Genomic DNA, 19,650 nt, shown 5'->3' with positions numbered 1-19,650 from the left:
GTGCCAACAAATCTTTGAATCCATCGAAGTCTATTACCACACCAGCCGTCTCCACTCCCCCCCTAAATTACACCACCCCACTCGCCGCCGAATTAGCCGCCTAAACCAAAAACAATCCGACTCACCTACACTCTATTTAAAGGTAACAAGTCCACTTGATCATACTACCACTCAGGAAGAAGTACTATGCGCTCTATTTCGCCGCGCCTGTAGTTTGTGCCAGACCGCCGGCCCGATGCTTCGCAACTCGCTCAGATTCTCTTTAATAAAAGCCACGATCCTTTCACGAATTTCCTTTTCATGCTCCATAAACATATCTTCCGAGCCGCTACAGAAATTCTCAAAATCGTTCCATGAGCCATATTTCTCGATAATTTTGTCTGTATCACCAAGAACTTCCGGCCCAACAACCTCAATATCGGATCTCACCATATCAGCAATCCCATCGAGGCCGACTATTCTAAAACATTCAACAAAAGCCTCGTGATTACATTTTAGATTAAATAATCGCGCATAACCTTCACCAAGAAGATACCACGATGTCGACACGACATGACCAATAACTCGACACGTCAACGGAACATCTTCATTCCATGATACAATTCGATCATATCCATACGCATCCTCGACGGCCCCATAAACTGAGGATATTATTTCTGAATCACTTGCCGATCTCAGAATCTCCTCAAGATCGGGAATATCGGAATCATGACCACTCATATATTTCACGAATACACCTGTTATGTTTTAATAAACAATCAAAGGAAAATAAACGGCACTAAGAACTCAAGCAATTCTCCAATTCCTATACCAGCTTCTGCCGCCTCCGCTGCTCCTGCTGCTTCCGCTGCTCCTGCTGCTTCCGCTGCTCCTGCTGCTTCCGCTCCTCCTGCTGCTTCCGCTCCTCCTGCTGCTTCCGCTCCTTCCGCTCCTTCTGCCGCTTCCGCTGTCTCCGCTTCCATCTCCGCTTTAACCCCCTCATTGTAGTCCTTGATTGTGGGATCATCTGAGTTTTTTATACGGTCAGCGAATTCTTGAGCGTCGTCCGGAGTCATATCGTCTTTGCACTTGCCTTTCTCCTTAAGGAAATCGTCCAATTCTTTATTAACTGCATCTTGATATTCCTGTCTAGAGACTCCGTTATAGTTCTTTCCATCGTGGGACTTGTAGCCCGGTTTATCAATTCTATTTTCTGGCTTATCGAAGACTTTTCGAATTTCCTTAGACATCCCTTTGGACACTGCTCTCGGGACTTGATGATGTCCCATTGGATCGCAGCCCAGTCGATCGAGAATATTGACGCTGCTATTCGTGACAAACCGATACAAGTTTTCCCCCCCTTTCTCCTTGATCGGATCCCTGGATAGCCATCTACCCGTTGACGTATCATAATAACGATAACCATAGTAAAGCAGACCCGTTACAACGTCCCGTTTCTTGGTGCTAAAGCAAATCGGAAACTGTCCAAGAGTGTCGGTATTGACTGTGATATTACCAAATGGGTCATACTCAAAGTGAGCCGTAATGCTTCCCGACGATCCAATATATTCGCTTACGTTACCATTGCCGTCATAGGTAGGGCAGTAAACTGAAGAACCTAGTTTCACCGATAACAGACCACCAACACCGCCAGCTCCTTGCAAACTTCCGCTAAGATCAGATCCCCAGAGGTTCGATTGCTGCAACTCCGCAACTGCAGCTCCAACTTTGGTATACTCAGCAATTGGGTTCCATTTGTCGTAGACGGTATAATTGCACGTCGTTCCGGTGGTTTTCGCGATGCGCTTTGAATCTGCATCGTATTGATATGTGGTGGTGGTGCCGCTCACAGTTGATGAAATCAAGCGGTTTTCCGCATCCCAGACCAGGGTGGCATTTGCCGACGGAGCAACCGGCAAAGGATAAGCGGTCGCGTTGCCATCTAAGTCATATTGCGGACTAATCGCTCCAACTGCACTGTATTGGTTTAAATTATTTGATGTGTAATTGTCAGTTGCAGGCAGGGTCAGAGTGTTCGAGCTTTTCTTACGATTTCCGATCGCATCGTATAAGTAGGATCGGTCATGACCCGCAACGCTTGAATCGGAGCTCGTCAATTGGCCAAGGCTATCATAGCCCCAGTCCGAACTCCGACTGGCAGCAAAAGCACTGCCGCTTTGCGCAACCGAAGTTCTCTGACCAATACCATTCTCCGTGTAATCATAGGCTGAGACTACCACTGTGCCAATTTTGTTTTCCTTTGTATCGAGAACATCACGATTGTCTTCCCAAACATTGTTGACAGTATGGACCGGACCTGTGACCGTTTCCAATAGACTATAACTACTAGGATCATACGAATAATCAAATTCATGACCTGATAATTGAGGATTTGACACCGTCTTCAATCGTCCAGCTGTGTCGTAGCTGTATTCTGTCGCAGCTTCGATGGTCGTACCATCCATCAGTTCCCAGCCTGAATTGCGAAGATAGACATCTTGGCTTCGATCAAGAACTCGTACTAATTCGGGTGCATTATCTTGATCTAAGTCATAACTTATCGTCTCCGTATCAACAAGCAAGGAAGTCGGACTATAAACAAAATCACTTGCGGCAACTCCGTTGTCTCTATGTTCAACGCGACCAAGTCTGTCATAGTTAATCGTAACATCGGGTGTATCATCCGCGTAATCGATTTGGTGCAGCTCACGGAAGTAGTTGTAGTCATAGTCTGTCTCTAGGCGGGAACCAGCCACGATGCGAGCCCAGCTTCTTTTAACAAGAAGACCACGCCGATCGTATTCGTAATCAACCCCATTTTGAGTAGCGTCTCGTTTATTAGCAACTAGCCCAGTCCCAGCATCGTATTCCCAAGTGGTCTTTGCAAATCCGGCTGGAGGGGAAGACGGCATGTTATTTAAATCGAAACCCGGATCCTCTTTCCATGTATAAAGATTTTTCAGCTTCCCATAAATATCATATTCCCGCCAAGTGGGGTTTGTTAAACTGCCCCAACTCGCTTGCAATTCGCCACGGAGTGTATAAAAACGATAGCCAACTGTCGTATCCGGTAATGTAATAGCTTTGATTTCCCCTCCACCGACAGTGCCATTGGGGTAATAGGAATAACTAGTGGTATAGTTAGCAGCATCCGATACCGAGGCGATCAAGTTGCCATTTGCGGTATATACCACACTTGAAGAGTTAACATGTCTAGGATCTTTAGTAGAGCTCCGACGGCCCAATGCATCATAACCAAATTTTGTCGATCCGGTAACACCTGGAAGTGATTTCTCGACCAAACGATCACCGTAAAAGGTACTGGAAATCGACCCGGTGAAACTGTCAGCTGTAATGCTTTCAATCCGAACCGATCCACTCAATACTGTTGCTGTGGTCTCATTGTTTTCAGAAATATCTAATTTCTCGATAGTTGCTATTGTATTACCTGTAAATCCACCCAACTTTATCCTACTAGTTTTTACTAACTTTTCAGCCGAATCTGATTCGGCAGGACATACATATAATCTGGTGACTTCCCATATGCCGTTGGAGTCGGATTCATGAGATATCGAGGTACGACTAACTCGATCCGTGGCCGAATTAGTTACCAGCTCATCGTCATCAATTGATATTCCAGAATGATTCAGCTCTCCAACGCTATTTAATTCGTTAATTTCCCACTGATTAATTCGCTCTATTTTCTGAGGGTGTTTTATTGGAAAATCAGTAGAGTAACTATAAATAGTTTCTGCATCAGCTTGTGCATTGAAAGTTGGATTGACTTCCTTTACCAGCCGTCCAGCACCATCTTTCTCCTCAATGGAATAGCGGAGACCATTATCTACACCATAATAAGTCGTAATACGTATTCCACCTGCATTGTTTAGACGAGGTGCGTAATGAAAATATCGATCAACGACTGCACTACCCGTGATACTAAGCACGTTCCCATCAGAGTCCCAGCGAGTAACTTTAATGCTTGTATCCGGATAAGTTATTGTCTGTTTGAGATCATGATCAGAATACACCGTAGTAGTAACGTATCCATCAGGATCAGTATGCGATATAATTCGTCCCTTGTGATCAAATACATCGGTTTCTACCAAGGATAGAGTTCCTCCAGTGGTGGTGGTAGTGCGAGATAGCCATTCCGGAACTTGATCCGCATTGACGGTAAAGCTCCCGCTATACGTGGTTACGATTTCAGCTTGTGCTGGGTAATCTCCCTGAGCTGCGATTGCCTCTCTGGTAACCGTTTGCAGGACGCTAGTGCCCGAAAAGTAGGTGTATGACCTGGTCACTCCATTCTCATCAGTGCTGCTTGTCAGCAAGTCGCCGTCCCAAGACTGCTGCAGCAATGTGCGTGTTTGTTGGGTGATTGCGTCTTCTCGCGTACGTAACGTAACATGCCCATGCGCATCTCGTGTCTCATGGATGGTTTCATAATCAACCCACGCACTACCTGTCCAAACTCCGTTTGTCGTCGCCGTTGGCCATCCGCAGGCGTTGCGCGTGACGATTGATCGCTTCGAGTATCCAGTTACAGGATCACCATTGCCGTCAAGCTCAGACAAAGTTGTCACCTGAAGGCCATAATCAGGCAAGCTCGTGTAGTCGTAACTTGAAGTAGTCCCATCCTGATGCTTTTCGAATGCAAGCCTGCCTATGTTTACACCTGAACCAAACCATTTCTTATAGGATTTAATATTTCCAGTAGCATCCCATGAAGCGGATGCACTAGGGGTAATTTGCTCAGCTTCAATATAATCACCGTTTTCTGAGTAGCTTACAAAATACTTTGTTGCGGTAACGACCCCATCCTCTTCAATAGTTGTCTTACTGGGACGGAAATCGGCCAACTTCCGAGTCTGGTTTGAAATAATCGAGTCAAACACATAACTCCGGCTCAATGATGCAGGCGATCCTCCACCACTGCCGGATGCAGCTACGGATGTCGCTACACGGCCAGTCATGCGCCCAAGTGCCCCGCCATAAGAATAGCTGATATCCCCGCCACTTGGTGAAGTTTGGGTGCTAGGTCGACCAATTCCATTAGGGTCCCAAGTTGGCGTTGATAATGTCTGACCCAAAGTATTCTGGTATCCGTCGGAAAACGTTTCTGTGGAAGAAACCGGGCTGTAGTAATAGGTATCCGCTTTAAGCTCGTAATCCGGATCCGTGCTAGTTGAATAAGTTTGCCCTGGACTATCGTCAATTTTAGCTTGCCATGTTGCTCGCTTATAGCCAGTTCCAAAAGGTGAGGGTCCCCGCTCAAGTTTCCGTGTGTATGTAAAATCACCGGTCGTGATTTCCTGATTCCAAACCTCAGTTCCTACATTGAACTCACATTCATGGTGAGTCACCGTGACCACGGTTCCCTCGGTTTTGGTAATAATCAGCTCGTCGGTTGTATTTGCTGGAGCCTCCACTTTCATGGTGAAAAATGGACTTCCAGTCGTGGTGAAGAGACCACTAACTTTACTTCCCACTTGGGATGGATCATATCGTCTGATTTCGTAAGAACGTGTCGAAAGCACTACAATATCCAACAGTCCGGCTACCGTTTTGACCTGACGTGGAACACCATCACCCAGCTCACCGTTGATGACTAGTTCGCCGTTGGCGCGTTCGCGAATGACTTCCATTCCGGCGAGCGGGAAATTGTAGACTCTCCCTTTGCGCGTGGTATAGCGGACTGCTTTGCCACCATACGATGGATAATCGACAGATCCGTTTGATCCCCGGAAATGTCGTACTAAAGTTGCTGATGACTTCGAAGTAAAACTTCCCGCTGAATTCACCCAGGACACGCGGGCCTGACTGTAAGCTCCTGAGCCCATAGGGGAGCCAACAGCTGAAGATGAACCCGATGGAATGATGTTTCCAAGTTTGAACGTCAAATTGGTGCCACCTGCTTGAATGATACTCATTCCAGTGTCTGAAGAATTGTTCTCCAAATCACCCATCTGCATTTCAGGCAGGCTAAAGTATTCGAGGAACTTCCGCGAACCCAGATTAGAATCGGTTGCATCAATATAAAGCTGCAGCACGCCATCGGGAAGATCCGGCTCATTAGGAGCTATAGCAAATGGAATTTTTTCGCGGATACAGCCTCCTTCATCCGGTGATGTAGAATCATTCTTCTCACATACCTTACAGGTTGAATTATCCCCAGATCCATTACCTATCGAATTGGTATTAGTATCGCTGGGGTTTTCCGCACCCGAACAATCCGAGTTCCCTTCATCAGGGTCAAGAGCTTCACCATCGGTGGTTTGATTCTCATTTTCTTTCTCTCCAGGTGGGGTCTTTGGATTGGTTGCGAAAGCTGATTGGGTAGCAACTAGCCCACTAGCAGAGATCAAACAGGCCATAGCGAGCTGGCGTTGTCTCTTGAGAAATTTGGACGTTCTTTTCATTCGAGAATATTTAAAAAATTACAAATTTATTATTTGCTAGCCAACCGCTTCAGCGCTCCAGCTACAGCATATTTAAAAACATTTTGATCTGCGTAGGTTTTCAGAAATTCAATATCTTCAGATCCGCCTACAAGACCGATTCCAGCTATGGAGCTCAAGCGAAGGTCTACAGGAGCAGAATCATTCGCGGCGATCGTCTTGCAGATGGCGCCTAGACCAGGAGTATCCAATCTAGCGGCCACCTGAATCGCAGTAGAGCGATTAACAGCTGAGTAATCATCTTTCTGGATAATCGCCATGCAGACATCTCCGAGAGCCTCTCTCTTGTCTGCCAAGTCTGGATTCCCTTTATTGACTGCATCCGCCAGAGAAGAAAGAGTGGTTCCGGTCATCGTCAATCCATAATTAGCTGGATCATTCACTTCTACTAACATAGCGTCGAAAGTTTGACTTGCTAACTCACGATTACTTTCCATCGCAAATGTATCCATTCCTGAAATCCACTGCGCTAAATGCTGTACGGCATAGTCTCTTATCAGAGGATTCGCTGATGGAGACTCAATTAGTTTCATCAGATTGATTGAATACTCATCCGGAGCTAGACGACGCTTGCGAAGCACCTCCATGATTTCATTGCATACAAGGTAAAAAGACTCTTTGTCTTTGGGGGTTGGCTGCTCAAGATAGGCAAATAGCTGCTCAATCTGACTTGCTTCAAGTTGGATTGGCAAATCCCTAACTGCTTGAACCCGCTGTTCCCAATCCAATGAAGCATTCGTTATTGTCTCGATTGCGCTAGGCTTAGTTGGGACTACAGACTCAGAATTGTGCTTTTCGGCACCATTCTTATTCGCAGTTTTCGCGACGGGGTATTTTTGCCCATCAGATAGCCTCCACCCTACAATGCAGATTGTTCCAATTGCTAATATCGATAAAGACGCAATGAGATATTTTCTTTTCATCCGTTATGAAATTTTGTTCCTCCTGAATGAAATCAACGACGCCCCAAATTACGCCCCTCCTCATCATATACGTCAGTGTAGTGGCAATACCCACCTTCCATGTCCGGGGGATACCTAAAGTCAACGTAAGCTACCCCGTTGACAAAATCTTCATAGGTAAGCGTCAATTCGGTAGTGCCATCCAGGAAAGTGACACCCGCTCTTGAAATGGTGATAACAACCGTCCATCCAGGTTGGATATCTGTCACCACAATCGGGGTTCTAAGAACACGGTAACCATCCTCAGTTGATCCAATATAGACTGCTGCATCATTACGAAGTGCATCTGATACACCTACAGTAGGAATCGTCCCAAGGGCAACAATTGGCCCATCGGAACCAATCCTAGCAGCTACCACGTGCGTGCCGGATCGTAATGGACGGAAATATAGTCTCTGTCCATCCCCTTCTGCAATGGCGTCATCAATCAGCAGGCTAGGCTCTGAATCCACGCTTAGCGATGATGCAACATCCGGAAAACTCCTCCAGGTCGGGGTATCAGAATAAAATGCCATAGGACTGCCGAAATCGGCATCAACCACATTCACTACACATGCGCCTGTGACGGAACTGGAATGTTCAGCATTGACTGTATAAGTTCCAACCGAAGTAAATTGATGAACATATGAGGAGTCGGCATCGATAGTCTGTGTCACGCCATCTAGAGTAAGGGTTACAGTACCTGTATCACCTTCTGCAATCCAGCCGCCCAACTTTAAGGAGTCCCCCAACCGAATTGTAATAGAATTACCATCAAGAACGTTCCATCTCTCCCAGCTCACTCCATGAGATTGAGTTTCCCCTTCCTGAAGTATTTCAATCGTAGTTGATCCAGTAGATTCCAGTGGAGCATTCGCATACCAGTGAAGATCACCCAATCCACGATTGACGATGACTGATGACGTAGCCGCGCTTATGGAGGTGGCACCTCTATAACGAGCATGGCCTTCCACAAACAGTGGTGAAACATAGCTTTCGGACGATATATTTTCAACCGTATTAGCTGTTGTCAACTGAGTATCGAGCCAGTCTGGCCTACCGTTGAGATCACTATCAAATCCACTAGCATCGAAAACTCGGAGACTTTGTATTTGGAAAGTTCTACGACCAATTTCATTGCGAATATCAAGTTTGAAGGTATGGGTGCCTGCTTGTAAATATGGCGTCAACACCTTCAGCGCAGATGCCTGGCCATTCAAAAACTCCATGGTTTGTGGAGCCATCGTGGCATTATCAATCTGAACACCAAGGTCCAAATCTTCGCTTTGACGCAGGTTACCCCGAAGTCGTCCAGCGACCTCCACGAACCACCACCCATCTTGTGGAACTGTAAAATTCCACTCAATGGTGCCACGGAATGAATCTCCAATCAGCCCGCCATCAATGACCTGCCAAACACCTGTAGTTCCTGCTGCATTGTAGTTTGTTAACGTAGGAGCTGAGACCTCCGTTTCAGTAATTAAATTGGAACTCGTCGGAGAAGTCCCGTAAGTATGTAATTCATCGTAATCCGAGACTCCATCGCCATCAGTATCTTTTAAGCAAGGATTCGTGCCGAGTAGATACTCTTCGCGGTTGGTAATCCCATCTTCATCGAAATCTCCACGTTCCCCTTGGTGAACCAAATCTAGACGTCCATTATCCACTGGATCAAGACCAGTGGAAACTTCCCAAGCGTCAGGCAAGAAGTCGTCGTCCGCGTCCTCGGCTTCTTGCACATAGGTAGAAAGCGCTGAAGAAGGCACCAACGTCCGGTCACCGCCATCGCGTGCCCAGCCGATACTGAAATGAGCTAAAATACTGTGCCCACGCTGATGATCCACTTCGATATAATACTTCTGGCCCGCTTCAAGTTGTATCGGTTCACTACGTTGGAAGCTGAATAAATCCCATGGCGCTCCAGCATCAGCCCAGTTGATGCCGTGACCACTACCGATATCTGAATCCAATCTGGCAATGCGCTGTTTGGCATATTTTGTATGATCCGTAGATAACCAAAGTTCTGCAGATGTATTCGCCCCTATCCAAAATTCATAGCTCCCGGTAACAGGCACTTCGATATAGCCTCTCGCACGACTTGCAAAATACTCGCCAGCCATGATTCCGGTTGTTCCATCAGACAATACACCTGTTTCATCAGGAGCGCCATAAAACTTCTCCGACGCGACAGTTTCATGCAAGGAGTAGTAAGGCATATCGTTCCATCGTTCGAACGACAGGAATCCTGATATTGATCCACTGTGGAAAGGGTCACCACCTGCTAATGCTTCTGCCCAGTTTGGAATGCCATCACCATCTGGATCTGCCAGTGGTGAATATTCACCGCCAACCATCCCAGTAAATCCATAGGTGGATTCCCAATCGTCTGGTAGCTCATTGTGATCCTGATCATTCGGATCAGAAAGGAAGGTTTGGAGTGCGCTGGACGGAATGAGCTCTCGGCTACTACCAGGCACCTGCCAGGCAATCTCGAGATGATCACCGCCGGAAACATCCTGATGCAATGCTTCGATGAAATAGTGTTGACCTGCTTCTAGATGAATTGTCTCAGATTTCTGATAAGGCTGACTATCCCAGTTCTGTCCACTTGCAGTCCAGATACAAGATGCGATTTTTCTACGACCAAATTTTGATGAGTTTGAAGAAAGCCAAAGCTCTCCATGGTCATCACTCGAGATCCAAAATGTATAATCACCTGTAACTGGAGCGATCAAAGCTCCTCGAAGTCGTTCTACATAATCATCACCTGAATCATATTGAGCCTCTGCACCAAATAGTAAGCTTGTTTCTTGGGGAGCCTGATAATAAGCTTCGCTTTGGACAAATTGCTGTAAGGTATCAACCTGCACATTCGTCCAAACTTCACGCAGTAATGCCCCTGATATAACGCCACTTGATAGTGGGTCTGTGTCATTTTGATATTCCAGCCAGTTTGGAATCCCGTCCATGTCAGGATCTCGATTGGTCTCAAGTGAGCTAGCTGGGCTCATCGGATCAAATCCATACTGTTGTTCCCATGAGGTTGGTAACTCATCGCCGTCAGGATCTTCAGCATCGCGGCAGTGACCCTCAAGGTATTGCCCATCGATAACCTCAACTGCCGATGTTCCGGGTATCAGCCACCCAATCTCCATATGGTCATTACCAATGGATTCTTTGGTAAGTGCTTCAATGTAATATTTTTGCCCAGCCTGCAGTGTGATGGTAGTGGACATTTGAGTGGGGTATAAATCCCACTGTTCGACTCCTGAGGCCCCATCAACCCAAGCAATCTTCTGTTTCGAAAATTGACTCTCGTTGGTTGAAAGCCAGAGCTCCCCATGGTCATCACTAGACAAATAAAACGTGTAGTCTCCTGTAACCGGTGGTATTACAACCCCTCTCATTCGTGATGCAAAATTATCGCCTTGGTTTTGAGGTGTCCTTGCCGAAGTAACCAATTGGGAATGATCCGGATAGAGTGGAAAGCGCTCACTTTGTGTAAGTTGGGAAACGGCAACACCATTGAGATCGTCCCATGTATCCAGGGTTAATCCTCCAGCTTCCCGGCTCCATTTGAACGGACTTACATTTGCTAGACTCTCGAGATAGTTTGGAACTCCATCACCATCAGGGTCTGCCGCTGGATGCTGATCTGGATAGTATGTCCCGTTATCAGTAAGGCTAAAACCGTAGACCGCCTCCCACGTGTCAGATAATTCATCTCGATCCACATCATCTGGATCGAACGTGTACGAATTCAATGCTGATGAAGGGATAACTTCACGGCTCCCGCCTGGAATTTGCCATGCAATGGAAAAGTGATCATCTCCCCCACCCTCTTTATGCAATACTTCTAAAAAGTAACTCTCACCTTCGACCAAATGAACCGTAGCCGATTGTTGCGATGCATTCGAATCCCAATTTTGCTGGCCGGTAGCCCCACTGACGTAAGCGATCTTGACTCGTCCGAATTTTGATGATGTAGGCGAGAGCCAAAGTTCGCTATCATCATCAGAAGCAATCCAAAAAGTATAGTCTCCTGTAGCGGGTGCTGTCAGCCAAGCCCGCCCTCTAGCAATAAAGTTCGAACCGTCATTAACTGGTGATAATGCACCATTAAAAACAGAAAGATCATCCACCATTCCCCAATAACGGGAAGTTGATCGGAATTCATCAATGTCTGACTCCGTTACATTTCTCCATACCTCACGAGTCATCCCCCCGGCGATAGAATTAATACTGAATGGATCAGAGTTAAATTCATATTCCAATAAATTCTGAATCCCATCCTGATCTGGGTCTCCCGCTGCGCCATCATCCCCTATCGCACTCATCGGATCTAGTCCGTGCGCAGATTCCCAAGCTGTGGGCATTCCATCACCATCCGGATCGTCTAAATCATACGCATAGCTTGAAAGTGAACTACCTGGAATCACGCTTACAGATGTTGCGCCAGGCGTTTTCCAGCCGATTTCCATATGGTCACCAAACTTTGATTCCTTTAAGATAGCCTCAATGTAGTAGCTTTCTCCAGCCGTTAGTGAAACGGTCAGAGATTCTTGACTTACATACTTATCCCACTGTTCTACGTTGCTAGAGCCATACATCCCAGCAATCTTGACTTTACTGAATTGACTTTCATTCCCTGAAAGCCACAACTCGCAGTTATCATCACCAGAGATGTAGAACGTGTAATCGCCAGTCGTAGGAGCAGTTATCAAGCCGCGCAACCGACTACCGAAATTTTCTGCACGATCCGTTGGAGTAGCTGCTGATGTCACATAATCAATGCTATCTGGTTTTTTTGAAAAACGTGGATTCCATGTAAGATCCTCAACTCTTGCTCCACCAATATCATTCCAGGTTTCCATGGTTAAAACACCTGGTATACGGCTATGAGTCAATGGGTCCGAACCCAGACCAGCTTCGACATAGTTAGAAAAACCGTCGTGATCCGGATCAGCCAATGCCCCTTGATCTGCCGATGACGCTGTATTCAAGCCAAATTGCGTTTCCCAATCATCAGGTAACTCGTTCTCATTCAGATCATTGGAATCGACAGTAAATGATTCCATATTGGCTGCAGGAATAAGCTCTCGAGTTCCCCCAGCGATTTGCCAGGCCAATTCAACGTGATCTGATACTGCCCCTTCCTTGTGAAGAACTTCTAGAAAATACGACTGCCCAGCTTGCAAGGTAATCGTGATCGACATTTGACTCGCCTGATCATCCCAAGCATCCACATTCGAAGCACCGGCAAGGAAAGCAATTTTTGTCCTGTCAAATTTTGATTCTGAGGTTGAAAGCCACAATTCAGAATAATCATCTGAAGAGATCCAAAATGTGTAATTCCCAGTAACTGCAGGTTTCAAATATCCACGCAACCGCTGGATATAATTGTCACCAAGGTTCGCCGGGATAGAATCCGAATCAACGAGATCCTTCGTATCGGGTGCTTCAAAAAGAACAGGATTTTCATATAATCCAGCCGTCGAAGTGCCAGAAACACCCAACCACAGCTCTCGACTAAGTTTCCCAACCTCTCCTGCTGTTGAGGTCTCCACACTGGCAAGAATAGCTCCAACACAAGCAGTTATGAAGCACTTTTTTAGGATCATGTTTAAATAAAACACGGCTGCATACAAACTAGACATCTAACAATTCGTCAAAAATTTTTAAATTTTAAATTGTAATAGACAATTTTTGTAATGCCGTCTCCATTTTTTAGCACAAAGATGTGAAAATATGCAACTTGCTCATTATCAACGGGAAGCATTGATAAAAATCCCCCTGAAAACTACGCGATGGGTGATTCATCGGAATTATATGGCCTTTACAAGGATCTCCGTAAAAACATCCCCCAGCATGTAAAACATCGAAGTTCTAAAACTACTTTGATCGAGCAAGACGCCGTCAGCTCAATCCATCGTTCCATAGCTAGTCCACGCGTAAAACGGCTCCCGCTTAAACTTGTCAATAGGGGCTGGGTCAGCCCCCTAGGATCTAAGAGGCTGTCTGTAAAATGGATCAACGGGCGAGTTACTTGTGCATCCATTTACTTATGGATGGATATATTATCAATTCGGAGTAGTTGACTTTTACGTCAAAATCCCTCACCAGCCTACGCGATTGGATCAACCAACAGAAAGTCATTTCCACGATCCAACGTTTCGGCAGGACTTTGAATCCTTTGACATCATCGCTCCGCTTAACGATCTAAAGTTTATCCGACGATCTCGGGGTATCTCAGCGTCATCCTGCTCAAGTTTTGCTGAGTATCTTCCGTCCACCCAAATCAACAGGAGCCAGTCGAACGCATAGGTCAGCAGAGCAAAGAAAAGACGGACTCCATCCCTGTTCTGAACATCTGCTGCAGTCATCTTGAGCATAAGGGCACATCCGGCAACTCCAGATTCCGTCAAAGCGGCATTTGTAATCATTTGATTTTCAATAGCCGATTTTTTACGATGTGAGGTTGTCGGATGTGCCCATAAGTATGTTGCCAAGCGTATCTACCAGAATATGTCTCTTTCTCCCTGTAATTTTCTTACCCACTTCAACCGGTTTGGCTAGCTGTGCGAACGCTTTGGCTATCGGCAATTTCTGCGGTTGAGCTTTTTTCTCGCTGGCAATCTGGACCTTGTCACGCACTGCATAGCGGATCTTTTCCGAAAGTTCCGGCTTCGGCCACGAACGTAAATAATGATATCCGGTTTTCCAATGGGAAGGTCGTTGGACATAAATTTCCACGTTCGGCCCGTGCGAATGATATAAATAATGCCATTGATGATGGTCTTGGAGGAGTGTTCTGGTGGCCAATCCTGCTAGTACATTGAGTTGCGGGCAGGAAGAAGCGGGCGAAGTATCTCTCCCACTCCAAATCTGTTAGACTACACAGATAACTTGACATTCCGTATTTTTTCTATAACCAAGAAACAGATTGCATATCAAAATTTGATCATTTAGTATTTTTTCGCAGTCTCTAATTTATTGCTTGTAATTATGATTACCGATTACGAAAAGCATAAAATACCTAATTATAAATTTACTCTTTACTGGCTATCTGATAATACATCCTCATGGGTGACATTATTTATTATAATGATATTCATATTACACTTCAATACATAATAATGCAATAAACAATAATTGCGTCATGAAGCTTTAATCGCTTACAGTTTAAAATGCGCTTATAAATTCCGATCGCCCCATAAGCCTATAGACATGTAATAAAAATAAAATATAAATCACATCTTACAAATAACTCGTATTATTAAAACTCAAGTCGACTTTCCTTTTTTCTTAAATTAGTAATTTGTACTCGCTCCTGACATAGAATCACCCCATGATGCTGTTCATAATCTAACGCAAACGCTGAAAGCTTGCGTTTTGAGTTTGCCATCGTCGCGGCCAGGCCAGTAAGAGGATGAATTCGATTAACCACTATATGAACATGTGGATGAGGTTCATCGTTATGACAGATAATCATCGCTTGATGGTCCTGGATTTCCAAGGCTTCAAGTGTCGCTACAGCAGCGGACAACATTTCATTTCTATCGGGTGTTTCATCAGGATGCCAGGATAAGGAATAGGAAATACATGGCTTGGTGACATTCCGCCCTCCTTTTCCCCTTCCCGCCACAGTTTTTAAGTGGTTGCGCGACCGATAGGTGTATTCCATCATTTTCCATGCCGTGCTTGGGGAGTCGGTCATTAGATTGCGATATTCAATCCATTCAACACGATCGGATGATGGAGCTCCTTTGTCGTGACAAAAGTAGGCCCATGCACGACGAAAGCTTTCACCACCTTTGGTGATAAATGGCACCATTAGTCAATATCCTCAGCGATGGCACGATTGATCAAATGTTCAATCCGCAAACACAAGGCTTCCACGTCCGGTGAAACTATACCGAATATGTGAGCATTCTTTACCAATTGATTCAGGTTGTGCCCGATATAATGGATTTCTTGGATTAGCGATGGATCTACTTTCGGGACGATTTCAATGACGGGATGGATCGCTTGACCGAGTACTCGGTCCCGAGCGATCTGATTGATTTGAATCAGCGTCGCGGCCGAGTTAAACTCCAAGCGCGCATATTCTGAGCGCGTGGTACGAAAACTGACGACACGCACCTTCTTTTGGTGTCTGGGTGAAGCTGGTCTAGGAATGACACACCTCTCTAAAATTCGTAGTGACTACAATAAATTTCTGATCCCTGGAGGATGCAATGGAGGGGCGGGCAGCCGCCTCCTTGCCAAGATCGTATCGGTTTACCGATACACATCTTGCCTGCACGCTGGTTAGCACCGACACCATTTGTGTATACAGATAGCAATGGAGTAACTGCCAAGATGAAGTTATAGTATTGAACATAAGAATCCTTTCTTTGGCAAATATGAACGCTTTTCAGCGATCGCTGGTAAAACGCAGTAAATCAAAGAAGGTGAGGGTATTTTTGAGGGTATCTTTTGTGGATTATGCAGTTTTTGCATACTTCGTCAGAGACTTAGAGGATGGAATCGACTCCGGTCCGTGCCTCCAATTTTACTTATCCACATGTCTACGTTTTTCTACATATCCCTTGCTAACCTTCACTTTCCTTGATGTATCTCTTCTATATTTTTATAATCAGATTCTTGTACTCCGATCGCTTTTGGGGGTATTATAAGGGGGACCTCGCAACCAACCACAGGAGATACCCCCAACATGCGACTCAATGACAAAACCTGCCGTTCCTTTCCTCCTCAAGCAAAACCTTACAAAGCTTCCGACGGAAATGGCCTTTATCTTCTCATCAAACCCAACGGAGGAAAATATTGGCGCATGAACTATCGCATTCACGGCAAATATAAAACCCTCGCCATCGGGGTCTATCCGGATGTTTCTCTGAAGCTCGCAAGAAGCAAACGGGACGAAGCACGCAAAAAGCTAGCAAATGGAATGGACCCGGCTCATGAAAAACAAAAACAGAAGCTCATCGAACAAATTCAGGTCGATAACAGTTTCGAAGCCATCGCTCGGGAGTGGCTTGAGAAACGAGTCAGCCATCTTTCTCTAAAACACAGGACCCGCATCCAAAGCGTGCTTGAAAACGACTTGTTTCCCAAGCTCGGGCGTTCTCCAGCAAAATCATTGACCGCGCCAGAATTGTTGTTGGCCATAAGGTCCATTGAGGATCGAGGCTCAGCTTATACGGCTGAACGCACCCGACAATGGTGCAGCCAGATTTTCCGCTACGCCATCGCATGCGGCTACCTGGAACGTGATATCGCTCGAGATCTGGGCGGAGCCATCGCCACGCATCGCTCGAAGAACCACGCCTATCTTAGGGAAAAGGATCTTCCAGATTTCCTTGCCAAGCTCAGCCACTATCCTGGCCACACCCAAACTCAGATTGCCCTGAAGCTAACAACTTTGACCTTTGTCCGACCTCAGGAACTTTGTCATGCCCGCTGGTCGGAGTTCGACTTGCAGGAGAGCTTATGGCGGATCCCTGCTCATCGGATGAAAATGCGCACTGAGCACATCGTTCCCCTTTCACGACAAGTAAAGGATCTGCTTGCCCAGCTACACCAGATACATGGTGAAGGAGATTTCCTACTGCCGAGTTATAAAAACCCAGCTGTCCCGATGCACCCCGATAGTTTGCTGCGTGGTTTGCATCGAATGGGCTACAAAGGCAAAGCGACAGCGCACGGTTTTCGAGCTACTGCTTCGACCATCCTCAACGAAAATGGCTTCAATCGCGACGTAATCGAGCGCCAACTGGCACACACGGAACGCAATCGAGTGCGTGCCGCCTACAATCATGCCGAATACTTACCTGAGCGTCGACAATTGATGCAATGGTGGGCAGATCATATCGATGGGCTGGAGGGTTCCCACGGAGTTCCCGGATCTTCATTTTCCAAACAGAGCTTGGTAACCGCTGCAGCAGGGAATCGCACTGGCGATGAATGGCTACGGCCATAGCGGATACCTAGAGAACGAAGTCGCACGGCTTTTTCGCTTTGACTGTTATCGAGCCAGGACACGGTCATTCCAAGACGTTTCGCCACCTCCTGTTTGGTTAACATTCGAGTTTCATAAATCTCGACCAGAGATTTGAGACGCTCCACTTCCTTACGTAGCTCTTCAGTTCGGTCCATGAGACTCTCCTTCCGCAGTGTAGCCGATCAGATAGTCTGCAGCTCGTTGGGCATGTGCGGCAGCCTCAATTAACCATCGACGGTTATCGGAACTTTGGAGAACACGAAGCCAGGACTGGATGTAGGACGCTGAATGATCGTGGTCGTCCATGACGATCCCCGCATGGGCACAAACAAAAGCCGTCCCAAGCTCGGCGACAAGCTCTTCCTTGGAGTAAACCACACGATTACCGGCAAGACGCCCTTTATTATCGATGAGGGATTTGCGCGCCAAGCGTTTCGACGATCCAGTTGCATGGACCAATTCGTGAAATAAACTTTTGTAAAACCTTTCCTCATTTTCAAAGTAGGAACGGTTCGGGATTTCGATTTCATCCGATCGTGGATCGTAACAGGTTCGAACCGATCTACCTTCGTGGATGACAGGTGGATTAACCATCCCTTCGACCAAGCTCTTCGCCACTCCTACTCGCTGCGACGGAGTAAATGGTTGCGGTTCTGGTTCCGGAAAATTAATGCCATCGATTTGGCAGGCATTGAAGACGGTATAGAGGCGTAGATAGAGATTGGGTTTCTCATCGTCCTCTTGGTCTTGCCTTTTATAGGAACCATACTTGATCACTGGATAGCCAGATTCACCACGTCTCACCTGCCCTCCCATCTCCAAGGCTTGGCGATAGGTTAGAAAATATGGCGAAGTGTAGCCAGCCATCGCCAACAACATCACGTTGATGCCCCGATACAAGTTTTGGGATTGGAAATTGCAGGGAAATCCTACCGTCGCAGTATGCGGAGAGTGCCAAGGCACAACCCCCTCCTCCAATTTATCAAGAATCCGTTGAGTTACACGTTGATAGACGGCAGATAAGCCCGATTTTTCGCCTGTCGGCGCATGCTTCTTCATTTTTGTCTCCTTTTGCTCGCAAAAATAAAACGACCCGAATGCCGGTAGGGCATGCGGGTCGCTTCAAAACTCGACTTGATTGCTGGATCACATCGGCTCGAACGATGACCGAAGTTTTTTAGATCATTTGATCTTCCTAGGGTTCTGGATTCCCAGCTCTCTCTTTGCCAACCGAAGTACGGTGTCTCCGGATCTTGGCGTAGGCCTGACGGGCAAGTTCGGAAATAGCCAATAAGTCCGAACTATGGAAACTGTGGCCGTCGTGCAACTCTCCGTCTTTTTCGTAGGTTTTTGAAAAGCTGGCAGTAAAATAGGGCCCTTTCTCACCGTCGTTGCGCCATAGAGTGACTTTGAGGAATCCGTCTCGAAGGGTTTCGAGTGGACCGTTTTGGGTTCGTTGAGTCATCGTTCTTTCCTTTCTTACGATGTAAAAATGAAAAGCCTCCGGCACCGAATGGGTGCCGGAGGCTTCGCGGTTGAATCCCACAGCGGGATTTCTTCCAAACTACAATGATCCTACCCTAAAAATAGGAAAAGTGTTTCAGCCAATTTGTTTCATGGTGTTGAAACACTCCAGGCTCGACTTCTTAACGCTTTGAAATCGTCTCCTTTAGGATCAATTCGGTTGAGATGATATTTGATAACCGACAAGCTCTCACTCAAATCACGCCAGAGAGAGACTTTGCTCCGGTCAAATTCATCCACGAGAATTTTCCATGGAATACGATTGGCACGCATCCAGATGATTTGCTGGCGAGACCGATCAAAAAGGCCAAGCCACTCCATCACTCTTTCCGAATACGTAACTTCCGCAGGCATCGGAGGCCCCATGCGAAATGGTCCATGGATGATGTCATAGAGGCGTTCCCAATCATCACGGAGCATTGGCGGCCATAAGGTATGATAGCCAGCCACCCGAGGCTCTGGTTGCCGACGATGGATCGATGCTGCCTGGATGAGATAACCCATCACAATCTTCTCATTCCAATACAACGTTGGTAGAATTTTCATTTGCCAGTTCCTCCCCCATAAAGACGTTGTGCGATTTGCCTTAAGCGGAATTGCTCTACTGACGAAAGTCTTGAATCTGCCGCATTCACGATGAGTAAGGATTGTTGATGCCATGCTTTCTTCCGCAGGTCAGCAATTTCCTCTTCACTCAACGCTGATCTTCCGAGCATTCCAGCAAGTGAAGAACGAGGTGATT

The 19,650-nt window shown here is 46.4% G+C and carries 10 protein-coding genes and 2 pseudogenes; 1 reads left to right on the top strand and 11 read right to left on the bottom strand.

Features of this window, described 5'->3' with window-relative positions:
- Window positions 1-171: 171 nt before the first annotated feature.
- The 8 genes and pseudogenes from JIN85_RS15260 to JIN85_RS22315 all read right to left on the bottom strand — a co-directional run bounded on the left by JIN85_RS15260 (window position 172) and on the right by JIN85_RS22315 (window position 15,523).
- Window positions 172-720, bottom strand: coding sequence for a hypothetical protein (locus JIN85_RS15260; protein WP_200272275.1), 549 nt, complete (start codon window positions 718-720; stop codon window positions 172-174).
- Window positions 721-758: 38 nt separating this feature from the next.
- Window positions 759-6,401, bottom strand: coding sequence for an RHS repeat domain-containing protein (locus tag JIN85_RS15255; protein ID WP_200272274.1), 5,643 nt, complete (start codon window positions 6,399-6,401; stop codon window positions 759-761).
- Window positions 6,402-6,430: 29 nt separating this feature from the next.
- Window positions 6,431-7,363, bottom strand: coding sequence for a hypothetical protein (locus tag JIN85_RS15250; RefSeq protein ID WP_200272272.1), 933 nt, complete (start codon window positions 7,361-7,363; stop codon window positions 6,431-6,433).
- A 32-nt stretch (window positions 7,364-7,395) separates the two neighbouring features.
- Window positions 7,396-13,038: a PA14 domain-containing protein gene (locus JIN85_RS15245; protein WP_200272270.1), complete on the bottom strand. Its 5,643-nt coding sequence runs from the start codon at window positions 13,036-13,038 to the stop codon at window positions 7,396-7,398.
- A gap of 448 nt (window positions 13,039-13,486) precedes the next feature.
- Window positions 13,487-13,600 (bottom strand): annotated as a pseudogene (locus tag JIN85_RS15240) (IS5 family transposase); the annotation flags it as partial.
- A 263-nt stretch (window positions 13,601-13,863) separates the two neighbouring features.
- A pseudogene (locus JIN85_RS21425) lies at window positions 13,864-14,000 on the bottom strand (transposase); the annotation flags it as partial.
- 657 nt (window positions 14,001-14,657) lie between these two features.
- A complete protein-coding gene (locus JIN85_RS15230) occupies window positions 14,658-15,215 on the bottom strand; it encodes a relaxase/mobilization nuclease domain-containing protein (protein WP_200272266.1) in 558 nt (185 codons plus the stop codon).
- Complete coding sequence (locus tag JIN85_RS22315) at window positions 15,215-15,523, bottom strand: plasmid mobilization protein (protein WP_425494632.1); 309 nt, start codon at window positions 15,521-15,523, stop codon at window positions 15,215-15,217. Before JIN85_RS22315 ends, JIN85_RS15230 begins: the two co-directional genes overlap by 1 nt.
- A gap of 574 nt (window positions 15,524-16,097) precedes the next feature.
- On the opposite strand from JIN85_RS22315, the gene JIN85_RS15225 reads away from it, so the two are divergent.
- Window positions 16,098-17,363 (top strand): tyrosine-type recombinase/integrase, encoded by a 1,266-nt coding sequence (locus JIN85_RS15225; RefSeq protein WP_200272264.1) that lies wholly within the window; start codon window positions 16,098-16,100, stop codon window positions 17,361-17,363.
- 162 nt (window positions 17,364-17,525) lie between these two features.
- Here JIN85_RS15225 and JIN85_RS15220 read toward each other — a convergent pair whose 3' ends face one another.
- From JIN85_RS15220 to JIN85_RS15210, 3 genes are all read right to left on the bottom strand, one after another.
- Entirely contained in the window at window positions 17,526-18,443 is a 918-nt protein-coding gene (locus JIN85_RS15220; protein ID WP_200272262.1) for an ArdC family protein, read from the bottom strand.
- Window positions 18,444-18,579: 136 nt separating this feature from the next.
- Window positions 18,580-18,849 (bottom strand): hypothetical protein, encoded by a 270-nt coding sequence (locus JIN85_RS15215; protein WP_200272260.1) that lies wholly within the window; start codon window positions 18,847-18,849, stop codon window positions 18,580-18,582.
- Between the two features lie 149 nt (window positions 18,850-18,998).
- On the bottom strand, window positions 18,999-19,568 hold the full coding sequence (locus tag JIN85_RS15210) for a DUF6362 family protein (RefSeq protein WP_200272258.1): 570 nt from the start codon (window positions 19,566-19,568) through the stop codon (window positions 18,999-19,001).
- Window positions 19,569-19,650 lie beyond the last annotated feature (82 nt).

It is taken from the genome of Luteolibacter pohnpeiensis (assembly GCF_016595435.1).
In the GTDB taxonomy this organism is placed as follows: domain Bacteria; phylum Verrucomicrobiota; class Verrucomicrobiia; order Verrucomicrobiales; family Akkermansiaceae; genus Luteolibacter; species Luteolibacter pohnpeiensis.
This window is presented reverse-complemented; position numbering and strand designations above follow the sequence as displayed.

Bases quoted from the DNA above. Each gene is read 5' to 3' on its own strand.
- JIN85_RS15260 (WP_200272275.1), bottom strand. From the start codon at position 720: ATGAGTGGTCATGATTCCGATATTCCCGATCTTGAGGAGATTCTGAGA.
- JIN85_RS15255 (WP_200272274.1), bottom strand. From the start codon at position 6,401: ATGAAAAGAACGTCCAAATTTCTCAAGAGACAACGCCAGCTCGCTATG.
- JIN85_RS15250 (WP_200272272.1), bottom strand. From the start codon at position 7,363: ATGAAAAGAAAATATCTCATTGCGTCTTTATCGATATTAGCAATTGGA.
- JIN85_RS15245 (WP_200272270.1), bottom strand. From the start codon at position 13,038: ATGTCTAGTTTGTATGCAGCCGTGTTTTATTTAAACATGATCCTAAAA.
- JIN85_RS15230 (WP_200272266.1), bottom strand. From the start codon at position 15,215: ATGGTGCCATTTATCACCAAAGGTGGTGAAAGCTTTCGTCGTGCATGG.
- JIN85_RS15225 (WP_200272264.1), top strand. From the start codon at position 16,098: ATGCGACTCAATGACAAAACCTGCCGTTCCTTTCCTCCTCAAGCAAAA.
- JIN85_RS15220 (WP_200272262.1), bottom strand. From the start codon at position 18,443: ATGAAGAAGCATGCGCCGACAGGCGAAAAATCGGGCTTATCTGCCGTC.
- JIN85_RS15215 (WP_200272260.1), bottom strand. From the start codon at position 18,849: ATGACTCAACGAACCCAAAACGGTCCACTCGAAACCCTTCGAGACGGA.
- JIN85_RS15210 (WP_200272258.1), bottom strand. From the start codon at position 19,568: ATGGCATCAACAATCCTTACTCATCGTGAATGCGGCAGATTCAAGACT.